The organism is Kribbella turkmenica, assembly GCF_004348725.1.
Lineage (GTDB): Bacteria > Actinomycetota > Actinomycetes > Propionibacteriales > Kribbellaceae > Kribbella > Kribbella turkmenica.
Map to the genome: position 1 here is coordinate 60,029 of NZ_SMKR01000009.1, position 8,325 is coordinate 68,353.

Consider the following 8,325-nt stretch of genomic DNA (forward strand, 5'->3'; position numbering starts at 1 on the left):
CCTTCGGGTGGAAAAGTCTGGTGGTTAGCGGTGGGGGTGCGATCTGGTGCGGACGCAGCAGAGACCGGCCGGGGAACGGCGCGGTAGGTGAGGGCCATGAGGGGGATCGGCTCGGGGGAGGACGAAGGGTCGGCCGTGTCCGGGCGGTTGGGGCAGGCGTTGTCGAACCTGCCTCGCTCGGTCCGGGCGCGGATCCTCGCCTGGGTGCTGCTGCTGGCCGCGGTCGGGATGGCCGGCGCGGCCGGTACGGCGTACGTCCTCGAGCGGCAGCGGATCGACGTACGGATCGAGCAGGCGCTGCAGCAGGAGGTCTCGGAGTTCGCCGAGTTCCGGCGGTCGGCGGTGGATCCGCGCGACGGTGGACAGTTCACCACGTTGGAGCGGATGTTCGAGATCGCGCTGCGGCGGAACGTGGCCGACCACCACCAGACGCTGGCCGCGTACCTGCCGACCAAGACCCTCTCGCCGGTCGGCGGGACGCTGGCGCTGCACTCCGATCCGGCGTTCCGGGAGCTGGTGACCGGATCCCGGCAGGCGACCTCGGGGTCCTACCGGCCGCCGGATGCCGGCGAGATCCGCTACTCCACCGTGCCGGTGCAGCTGGGCGACGCGCGCGGCACGTTCGTCGTGGTGTACTTCACCGCGCCGGAGCGGTCCGAGCTGACCGAGGTGTTCCAGATCTACTCGGTGGTGGCGGTCGCCGCGCTGGCGGTGATCGCGCTGGCCGGCTGGCTGGCCGCGGGCCGGCTGCTGCGGCCGATCCGGGATGTCCGGCAGACCGCGCAGCAGATCAGCCAGACCGACCTCGTCCGCCGGATCGTTGTCCATGGCAACGACGACGTGTCGTCGCTGGCCCGGACCTTCAACGCGATGCTGGACCGGCTGGAGGAGGCGTTCGCGACGCAGCGCCGGTTCCTCGACGAGGCGGGGCACGAGCTGCGGACGCCGATCACCATCGTCCGCGGTCACCTGGAGCTGATGAATCCCCGCGACGCCGAGGAGACCGAGGAGGTCCGGGAGCTGCTGCTGGACGAGCTGGACCGGATGAGCCGCTCGGTCGAGGATCTGATCGTGCTGGCGAAGGCGGAACGGCCGGACTTCCTGCGCACCGACGTGGTCGACATCGGCCGGCTGACCGACGTCGTCCTGGACAAGGCGCGGGCACTCGGTGACCGCTCCTGGCGGATCGACCAGCGGGCGGACGCCTGGGTGGTGGCCGACGGGCAGCGGCTCACCCAGGCGCTGGTCCAGCTCGCCGAGAACGCGGTGAAGTTCACCCGGCCGTCCGACCAGGTGACGATCGGCTCGTCCGCCGACGGCGACACCGTCCGGCTGTGGGTCCGCGACTCCGGGCCCGGGATCGCCCCTGAGGACACCGAGCGCATCTTCGAGCGGTTCCAGCGCGGCCACAGCGTGATCCGGGCGGACGGCTCCGGTCTGGGACTGGCGATCGTCCGGGCGATCGTGGAGGCACACGGTGGCTCGGTCGAGGTCGAGTCCGGCCCGGGCCGCGGGGCGAACTTCGTGCTGCGGATCCCGCGGGTCGCCGTCCCCGCGTGGACGGCGCCGACCGAGGAAGTGGCGCTGTGAGCCGGGTGCTGATCGCGGAGGACGAGGAACGGATCGCGTCCTTCATCGCCAAGGGGTTGCGTGCCAACGGGTTCACGCCGACGGTGGTCGGCGACGGCCGGTCGGCGCTGGAGCATGGGCTGACCGGTGAGTTCGACCTGCTGCTGCTCGACCTCGGCCTGCCGTTGCTCGACGGGTTCAGCGTGCTCGGCCGGCTGCGCACGGCCGGGAGCACGATGCCGGTCGTGATCCTGACTGCGCGGAGCTCGGTGCAGGACACGGTCGCGGGACTGGAGGGCGGAGCCGACGACTATCTCAGCAAGCCTTTCCGCTTCGAGGAGCTGCTGGCCCGGATCCGGCTGCGGTTACGGGAGGACCGCACCGGCGAACCGACGACGCTGCGGTGGGGGTCGCTCGCGCTGGACCTGCGGGCGCGCTGCGCGGTGGTCGACGGGAAGGTCGTGCCGCTCACGGCCCGGGAGTTCATGCTCGCGGAGACGTTCCTGCGCAACGGCGGTCAGGTGCTGTCGCGGGAGCTGTTGCTGAGCCGGATCTGGGGGTTCGACTTCGACCCGACGTCCAACGTGGTCGACGTGTACGTCCGGTACCTGCGCCGCAAGCTGGGCGCGGAGCGGTTCGAGACGGTACGCGGTGCCGGATACCGGCTCGTCTAGCACCGCGTACCGCTCCTCTGTTGGGGGTAGAGGCCCCGGAGTCTCGTGGTCAGGCGGTCAGAGCCGCCGGCACTGGTCCTCCTTGTTGCCACCGACAACGTTGCCGGTGCCGGTCGGGGCGGGGACGTTCGACTTGCACTGCAGGTTGCCGTTCACGCGGTTGGCGGTGAAGTACTGCGCCCCGCGGTTGGTGAACGACTGGATGTCGCCGCCGACCCGGTTCGAGCGCAGCGACGCGGTCCCGCCCTGCTTCAGCTGGATGCTGCCGCCCACTGTGGACGAGGTGACGATGACGCCTTTGTGACCCTCGGCCTGGATGTTGCCGATGACCCGGATGGCGGACGCGCCCAGCGTGGCGCCGCGCTCCACCTTCAACGTGCCTTTGACAGTGGTCCGGCTGAGGTTGCAGGTGGCGCCGGCCGGAACCCGCAGGTTGTCCACGGTGACGGCCCCGAGGGTGCCGCGGCAGACGCGTTCCTCGGCTTGGGCGACGGGTGCGGTCAGAACGCTGCCGGCCAGAACCACGGCGCCTGCTCCGGCCACGATGATGGAGCGCTTCATTCATGTCCTCCGGTCTCGGGACGGCCGGTCCGGCCGTCTACCGGACACTGTGACCGCGCTGGATGAGAGCTCCGTGAAGCAACGATGAGATTGCGTTCATCGACCGTCGGCAGTCCAGTCGTGTCAGACTGGACTTATGTGGCGAGTGGGTGACCTGGATCCGGCGGACGGGACCAAGACCGAACAGGTCGAGGCGCTCGTACTGCGGCGGATCGAGCGCGGGGACCTGTCGATCGGCTCCCGGCTGCCCTCGGAGCGGGTGCTGGCGGAGCGACTCGGACTCAGCCGCGTGACCGTCGTACGGGCGCTCGATCACCTGCGCGCGGACGGCGTACTGGAGACCAGGCGGGGCTCCGGGACCGTCGTACGACCACTCGACCGGCTGCTGGACCCGATCGCGCCGGTGTCGACCGTGACGGCGGGGGACCAGCCGCTGCTGGACCTGCGGTTCGCGACGACCGCCGCACCGCACGACGTGGCCGAGGTGGCTGCCCAGATCGTCGTGGACGGCCTTCCGCAAGCCATGGGCGGCGACGGACCACCCCCGGGCGGTTCATTGGAGTTGCGTGCGGCATTGGCGGCCAGGCTCACCACTGAGGGGGTGCCAACCGAGCCCGACCAGCTCACACTCACCGTCGGAGCAGCGGCTGGACTCAATGCCGCACTGGCCGGTCTGGACCTGGGACCGGGCGTGGCGATCACCGAGACCCCGACGTACCCCGCTGCCTTCGACCTGCTCCGCAAACACCGGCTCGACGTCGCCGGCTGGCCCGCTGGCGTCTGGGACACCGACCAACTCACCCACCTCTGCAGGCGCCATCGCCCCAAGGTCATCTACCTGCAGGCCGACAACCACAACCCGACCGGGCTGAGCCTCCCGGCTGATCGACGTACGGCGGTCGTCGAGATCGCCCGGCGCTATGGCGCCGCACTGATCAGTGATGAGACGATGCGGCCGCTGTGGCTGGCCAGTGGGGAGCAGGCCGAGCCGCTGAGTCGCTATCCGCGCACGGTCAGTGTCGGCTCGCTCAGCAAGACGGTCTGGGGTGGACTGCGCGTCGGCTGGGTTCGTACGGGCAAACAACTGCGGAGACGCATCAACACCGCGGCTCAGCTGAGTGTGGCGTCACCGAGCGCACTGGACGACCTGCTGGCGCAGGCGATCGTCGGACGGCTCGACCGGGTGATCAGCCGGCGCCGGACCCGCCTGCGGGCGAATCTGCAAGCCCTGGAAACCGGACTGAAGGCGCTCGACGGTGTGGCGTGGCCCACGCCGACCGGTGGTATGACGCTATGGCTGGAGCTCACCGAGACCCGGGCGCGGCGAGTGCTCGAGAAGGCCCGCGAACAAGGGCTGCTGCTGGGTGCGGGCGATCTGTTCACACCCGACGGGACCGATCGCCGGCACATCCGGATCCCGTTCACCGCGCCGCCCGCCACGCTCCGGCTGGTAGTCGCCAGGCTGGGCGAGGCGATTCAGTCCACTTGATCCGAGGTGGACTGAAAATCGGTGCCGACGTCCCCCTAATCTGGACACGTGCCCCACGACCAGGAGGATGCAGTGACGGACAACCAGACCCCCGGGACCCCGCAGACCGGGACCGCGAAGGTCAAGCGCGGGATGGCGGAGATGCTCAAGGGCGGCGTGATCATGGACGTGGTCACCGCCGAGCAGGCCACGATCGCCGAGGACGCCGGCGCGGTCGCGGTGATGGCGCTCGAGCGGGTCCCGGCCGACATCCGCGCGCAGGGCGGCGTCTCCCGGATGAGCGACCCGGACATGATCGACGGCATCATCAACGCCGTCTCGATCCCGGTGATGGCCAAGGCCCGGATCGGTCACTTCGTCGAGGCGCAGGTGCTGCAGAGCCTCGGGGTCGACTACATCGACGAGTCCGAGGTGCTCACCCCGGCCGACTACGCCAACCACATCGACAAGTGGGCCTTCACCGTGCCGTTCGTCTGCGGTGCGACCAACCTGGGCGAGGCGCTGCGCCGGATCACCGAGGGCGCGGCGATGATCCGCTCCAAGGGCGAGGCCGGCACCGGTGACGTCTCCAACGCCACCACCCATATGCGCCAGATCCGCCAGGAGATCCGCCGGCTGCAGAACCTCCCCGAGGACGAGCTGTACGTCGCCGCCAAGGAGCTGCAGGCGCCGTACGAGCTGGTCAAGGAGGTCGCGCAGGCCGGCAAGCTCCCGGTGGTGCTGTTCACCGCCGGCGGGATCGCCACGCCGGCCGACGCCGCGATGATGATGCAGCTCGGCGCCGAGGGCGTGTTCGTCGGCTCCGGTATCTTCAAGTCCGGCAACCCGGCCCAGCGCGCCGAGGCGATCGTGAAGGCGACCACCTTCTACGACGACCCCGACGTGATCGCCAAGGTGTCCCGCGGCCTGGGCGAGGCGATGGTCGGCATCAACGTCGACGAGATCCCGCAGCCGCACCGCCTGGCCGAGCGCGGCTGGTGACCGCGGAGTGAACCGGCCGGAAGGCCTGCCGGCGGTGGACGAGCGGACCGCCCGGGAGCTGCGGGGACTGGCCCGCGTCCTGGTGCGGTCCGGGTACGCCGACCACGCCGCGATCACGGCCGCGTTGACCGAGGCTGTCCGCGAGGACGCGCCGTCGATGGACCCGGCCACACTGGTTCCGCTGCTGATCGGCGAAGCGGTCATCGACCTGAACGCCGACGCGGCCGGGTGGCCGGCGACCACGGGTCCGGACCGGCTGGACGCCGTACTGGAGGAGCTCGAGCGGCGTGGGCTGGTGGTGGTCCGGTACACGTCGGACCACCACGACGCCAGGCAGGCGCTGGAGGCGGCCGGCGACCCGAAGGGGCTGGTGTTCTTCACCGACACCGACGTCTGGCACGCGGTCGACTTCGGCATGCTCGAGCTCAAGCTCTGGCACCCTGACACGGCCAACGTGGCGCCGGGTGAACCGCTTCTGGAGGACGTCCTCTCGCTGCTCAACGGGAACGACCTGCCGGCCGTATTCGACGAGGGCCGGATCGAGGTAACCCTCGACTGGCAACGGAGGGTGACGCTATGACCGTGATCGGTGTGTTCGCGTTGCAGGGGAACGTGCGCGAGCACGCGGCCATGCTGACTCAGGTCGGGGTCGAGGCGCGCCCGGTACGGCGTCCGGCCGAGCTGGAGCAGGTGGACGCGCTGGTGCTGCCGGGCGGCGAGTCGACCACGATGGACAAGCTGGCCCGGGCGTTCGAGCTGTTCGAGCCGCTGCAGAAGCGGATCGCGGACGGGATGCCGGTGTTCGGCACCTGCGCCGGGATGATCATGCTGGCGGACGAGATCACCGGTGGCATCGACGGGCAGGAGACGCTCGGCGGCCTGGACGTGACGGTCCGGCGGAACGCGTTCGGGCGGCAGGTGGACTCGTTCGAGGCGGACCTGGAGTTCGCCGCGTTCGACACGCCGTATCACGCCGTGTTCATCCGGGCACCGTGGGTCGAGCGGGTCGGGCGGGACGTCGAGGTACTCTCGACGGTGGGCTCGGGCCCCGCCACCGGTAGGATCGTCGCGGTTCGCCATGATCGGCTGCTGGCCACGTCGTTCCATCCGGAGATGACCGGGGACGCCAGGCTGCACGGCTACTTCGCCGAGCTGGTCCGCAGCCTCTGAGTCGGTAGCAGGAGCACGAAGGGTTGGGTTCGCCATGTCAGGCCACTCCAAGTGGGCCACCACGAAGCACAAGAAGGCCGTCATCGACGCGAAGCGCGGCAAGCTCTTCGCGAAGCTGATCAAGAACATCGAGGTGGCCGCCCGGATGGGCGGTGGCGACCCTGGCGGGAACCCGACCCTGTACGACGCCATCCAGAAGGCGAAGAAGTCGTCGGTCCCGAACGACAACATCGACCGCGCGGTCAAGCGTGGCTCGGGGGCCGAGGCGGGCGGCGCGGAGTACCAGACGATCATGTACGAGGGCTACGGCCCGAACGGCGTGGCGATGCTGGTCGAGTGCCTGACCGACAACCGCAACCGCGCGGCCGCCGACGTCCGGACGGCGATGTCCCGCAACGGCGGCTCGCTCGCCGACCCGAACTCGGTCGCGTACCTCTTCAACCGCAAGGGCGTCATCGTGCTCGCCAAGGAGCAGGACGGGAAGTCGCTGTCCGAGGACGACGTGATGGAGGCCGTGCTCGAGGCCGGTGCCGAGGAGGTGAACGACCTCGGCGAGTCCTGGGAGGTCGTCACCGAGGCCACCGACGTGGTCGGCGCCCGGACCGCGCTGCAGGACGCCGGCATCGACTACGAGTCGGCCGAGGTGCAGTTCGTCCCGTCGATGACGGTCGAGCTGGACGCCGACGGCGCCGGCAAGATCTTCCGCCTGATCGACGCGCTCGAGGACAGCGACGACGTCCAGAACGTCTACGCGAACTTTGACGTGTCCGACGAGATCATGGAAGCCGCCAACGCCTGACGGGTACCGGGGAAGTTCGCGTAGGCGCGCTGCGCTGATTCTCGTCTCCGACGAGCGGCGACGTGTCCGACGAGATCATGGAAGGCCTTCCCGGGCCAGGTGAAGCCTTGGACATCGACAGGGAACGAGTGGGCGGGCGGTACCGACGCACGGCGGGAGGTCCGTGGTTGTGCCAGCCATCGCAGAGACGGGGCAGGACGTCACCCGCCGTTAGCGGAGCAGCACGTCCACCGCTCGTCGTATTCGTCCTGGCGTGCGTCAACTGAAGCCTGCGCAGGCCGAACAGCGAGGTCAACGGTATGCGAGCAGTTCTGATCGGGCTGGCTCGGAGTAGCATCGGCCTCATCGCCACCGGATTCTCGTGGCATTGCAAGGAACCTCCTGGAGGAGGTGCGATGAGTACACGGAAGCTGCGTTTCGCGGCCTGTCTCATCGGTGGGCTGGCGCTCGTCGGCGCCGCATGCGCACCCGAAGAGGAGCAATCCGCACAGTTCACGCCGGGTCCGTTGGGCGCCGTCACCGTCGACGTCGGCGCGCCCATCGAAATCGGGCTCATCCAAGCCATCAGCGGCGACACCGCCAGCCTCGGTACCGACCAGGTGCGAGCGGTTCAGATCGCCATCGACGACAAGGGAGGAACTCTTCTGGACCATCCGATCCGGACGCAGGTCGAGGACGACCTGTGCAAGGCCGAGGGCGGTACCACCTCAGGTCAGAAGCTCGCGGCCGATCCGCAGATCGTCGGCGTCGTCGGAACCAGTTGCTCGGGCGCCGCGGTGCCGGCGATGGAGATCCTCTCGGGCAAGGGCGTCGTGATGATCTCGGGGTCGAACACGTCGCCGTCACTGACGTCCGACTTGCGCGGCACGAAGGCGGCTGCCCACCGGAAGGGGTATCTCAGGACAGCCCACAACGACATCATCCAAGGCCAGGCGGCGGCCACCTTCGCGGTCGAGAAGCTCGGGGCGAAGCGGGCGGCCACGATCCACGACGGTGACCCGTACACCGAGGGACTGGCGAACGCGTTCGGTGCGTCGTTCAAGGAACTGGGCGGCACCATCAGCCTGGCGACGGCCATCAGC

The 8,325-nt window shown here is 69.5% G+C and carries 9 protein-coding genes; 8 read left to right on the forward strand and 1 reads right to left on the reverse strand.

The features are described from left to right. Window positions 1–96: 96 nt before the first annotated feature. Together E1218_RS03720 and E1218_RS03725 are read left to right on the forward strand one after the other, a co-directional pair. The gene (locus tag E1218_RS03720) at window positions 97–1,590 is read left to right on the forward strand and encodes a sensor histidine kinase (RefSeq protein WP_132316228.1); all 1,494 of its coding nucleotides are present in this window, start codon (window positions 97–99) and stop codon (window positions 1,588–1,590) included. Further along, complete coding sequence (locus E1218_RS03725; protein WP_132316230.1) at window positions 1,587–2,243, forward strand: response regulator transcription factor; 657 nt, start codon at window positions 1,587–1,589, stop codon at window positions 2,241–2,243. Before E1218_RS03720 ends, E1218_RS03725 begins: the two co-directional genes overlap by 4 nt. Before the next feature lie 57 nt (window positions 2,244–2,300). On the opposite strand, the gene E1218_RS03730 is transcribed toward E1218_RS03725, so the two are convergent. Next, the gene (locus tag E1218_RS03730) at window positions 2,301–2,804 is read right to left on the reverse strand and encodes a hypothetical protein (RefSeq protein ID WP_132316232.1); all 504 of its coding nucleotides are present in this window, start codon (window positions 2,802–2,804) and stop codon (window positions 2,301–2,303) included. 136 nt (window positions 2,805–2,940) lie between these two features. Here E1218_RS03730 and E1218_RS03735 point away from each other — a divergent pair, with 136 nt between their 5' ends. The 6 genes from E1218_RS03735 to E1218_RS03760 form a co-directional block, all read left to right on the forward strand. Then, a complete protein-coding gene (locus E1218_RS03735; protein ID WP_132316234.1) occupies window positions 2,941–4,293 on the forward strand; it encodes an aminotransferase-like domain-containing protein in 1,353 nt (450 codons plus the stop codon). A gap of 72 nt (window positions 4,294–4,365) precedes the next feature. After that, entirely contained in the window at window positions 4,366–5,274 is a 909-nt protein-coding gene (gene pdxS / locus E1218_RS03740) for a pyridoxal 5'-phosphate synthase lyase subunit PdxS (protein WP_165949110.1), read from the forward strand. Window positions 5,275–5,281: 7 nt separating this feature from the next. Beyond that, complete coding sequence (locus E1218_RS03745) at window positions 5,282–5,854, forward strand: DUF6891 domain-containing protein (protein WP_233711984.1); 573 nt, start codon at window positions 5,282–5,284, stop codon at window positions 5,852–5,854. Beyond that, entirely contained in the window at window positions 5,851–6,444 is a 594-nt protein-coding gene (gene pdxT, locus E1218_RS03750) for a pyridoxal 5'-phosphate synthase glutaminase subunit PdxT (protein WP_132316238.1), read from the forward strand. The genes E1218_RS03745 and pdxT overlap by 4 nt, the downstream gene beginning before the upstream one ends. A 34-nt stretch (window positions 6,445–6,478) precedes the next feature. Further along, entirely contained in the window at window positions 6,479–7,243 is a 765-nt protein-coding gene (locus E1218_RS03755; RefSeq protein ID WP_132316240.1) for a YebC/PmpR family DNA-binding transcriptional regulator, read from the forward strand. A 395-nt stretch (window positions 7,244–7,638) separates the two neighbouring features. Next, the coding region (locus tag E1218_RS03760; RefSeq protein WP_165949111.1) for a branched-chain amino acid ABC transporter substrate-binding protein at window positions 7,639–8,325 on the forward strand (687 nt) is incomplete at its 3' end.